Below are 2,406 nucleotides of genomic sequence, written 5' to 3'. Positions count from 1 at the left end.
GGTTTGCCCTGTCCGTTAGATTAGGTAACGCTGCCGTGTGGTCGCAACGGAAGTAGTCAGCTACGACTGAGAGTTCATCACTGGTGTCGACGTTGTTAGGCAATGAGCCCGAACTATGCCGAGTTTCAGTGATCGGGGGCGGACGTGCCGCCGGAAGCGATGGCGGAGGCCGTGGCAGGCCTCCTGGGTGTCGTCAGTCCGTGAGGGAGGCGCGGGGCCCGACGACGGGAGAGGAGCCCTTCAGGCCGCCGACCTGGGACACACCGGCACCCGAGCCGGCGAGCGTCCGAGCGGACAGGGTCCCCTCGTAGCTGTCGTACTTCACGTACTGGTGGTAGACCTGGCCGTCCGACCGGTCGGTGATGCGCCAGCGGCCGCCCACCCAGACGGACCGCGGGGCCTCGGTGTACGCGCCGAACTCGCCGCACCCGTCACTGTCGAGCGGGACGCCCCAGGAGATGTGGTCGGGCTGCTCCTGGCCGGCACCGGGGTAGACGTGCCCGTTGCTGCCGATGAACTGCACGGACAGGTCACCGGTGCCGTAGTAGCCCGGCGCGGCGCAGATGGCGACCGGGGCCGCCAGGTAGCCGTCGTACACGAGGGACTCGCCGATCACGGCGTTGTAGTTCCACAGGCTGAACCACTGGTAGGCCGAGAACGGCGACGACAGCGAGGAACGGACCCACAGGTAGGTCCGGTTGCTGGTGTCCTTGCCCGCCATGTTCGACACGACCACGCGGAACTGGTTGAGCTCGTGCGCGGGCGCGGCGGTGAACCGGTACGTCGAGCTGTTCGACCCGATGTTGGTCCAGGTGCCGCTCGCCGGGGTCCAGCGCTGCCACTGGTACTTGAGGCCGCCACCCGTGGCCGACACCTTGAGCGTGACGGTCTTGCCGACCGTCGTGTCCACGTAGCGCGTCGGCTGCGTCTTCACGTCGGGGGTGGTGATGCCGACGGGCCACTTCACGGTGACGGTCGCCGAGCTGAGGCGCTTGGCCGGCAGGTAGGAGAACTTGCGGCCGACGATCTCGACCGAGATCTTCTTGCCGTGCTCCTTGGTCGTGAGCTTGTAGGTGCGGCTCGTCGCACCGGCGATCGGCGTGCCGTTGGCGCGCCACTGGTAGGTGACCGCCGACGGGGTGGGCGACCAGGTGCCGCGGTTCGCGGTGAGGGTCTGGCCAACGCGGACGGTGCCGCTGATCGTCGGCGCGGACGTCCGGGCGAAGGGCTTGGAGACGACGGCGGCGGCCGACGTCAGGCTCTTCGTCGTGTAGCCCGCCTTGGAACCGGTCACCGTGACGGTGAGCTTGTCACCGTGCAGGCGGCTGGGGATCGTGTAGGTGCGGCCGGTGGCGCCGGAGATCGAGCTGCCGTTCGCCTTCCACTGGTACTTCAGCGTGGCCGTCGGGGAGAAGTGGCCGGTCGTGGCGCCGACCAGGCCGCCGACCTTGACCGTGCCGTTGATCTTCGGCGTCGTGGTGACGAAGCTGGCCTTCGCCACGGTCGAGAACGCGCTGTAGGCGGTCTTCGGGGCGTAGCCGGCCTTCGTGCCGGTCACGACGAGGCGCAGGGTCTTGCCCGCGTGCGCGGCCTGCGGCGTGAACGTCGTCGTGGTGGCGACCGTGGTGCCGCTGATCTTCCACTGGTAGGCCAGGGAGGTACCCGCGGGCCAGGTGCCGGGCTTGGCGGTGAGCTTCGAGGCGACCTTGACCGTGCCGGAGACCGTCGGGGTACCGGCGGCGAGGTCGCCGAGGGTCACGACACCGGAGGCTGCCGAGACAGGGGCGCTCGTCAGGCCGCCCGCGGTCGCCGCGACGGTGCCGATCAGGTACTGGTCGAGGTAGGCGGGCAGGACGTCGAGCGTCGGGTCGCCGGCCCCCTCGACGAGGGTGTCCGCACCGTCCAGGACGGCGTCCGAGCTGAGGTACCACGCGTAGGCGACGGACTCGGGCTCGGGCGCCCAGGTGCCGCCGGTCTGGTCGAGGGCGATCGTGGAGCCGACCGCCGCCGCACCGTTCACCGCGAGGGTTCCGGTGAAGACGGGCGCGTCGGCCTCCGCGGCGGACGCCGGCACAGCGGCGAACGGCCCGGCGACCAGGGCGAGCGTGGCGAGCGACGCGCCGGCGCGCCAGCGCCGGGCCGTTCTCGGGGTGGGGGCGGCGAGCGCGGGGTGGGCGGCGCCGAAGAGCTTCTGCTTCATGGGGGGTCCTTCGCGATCCGTGACAGGACGGGGCACCGGGGACCGCCGTCGGTCCCGGGCGTCGCGAACGTAACCTGCCGCGAATGCTGCCGGAAGCAACATTTAGCGGGAATCGGCTTAAAACCGTCGAAGTTCACCCCTGGATTCACCCGCCGTGAATTCTTCTGGCGGCAGCAGGGCCCGTCTAGAAACGTTACTCGACGGGC

1 protein-coding gene is annotated in these 2,406 nt (G+C 69.9%); it reads right to left on the bottom strand.

Annotated features, from left to right (window positions below):
- Positions 1-193: 193 nt before the first annotated feature.
- Positions 194-2,200, bottom strand: a complete 2,007-nt coding sequence (locus ACFWEJ_RS28435; RefSeq protein ID WP_377232512.1) for a hypothetical protein — start codon at positions 2,198-2,200, stop codon at positions 194-196.
- Positions 2,201-2,406 lie beyond the last annotated feature (206 nt).

Source organism: Promicromonospora sp. NPDC060204, from assembly GCF_042728455.1.
Taxonomy (GTDB): domain Bacteria; phylum Actinomycetota; class Actinomycetes; order Actinomycetales; family Cellulomonadaceae; genus Promicromonospora.
Note: the sequence above shows the minus strand (reverse complement) of the source record. Positions and strands in the feature narration are given on the sequence as shown.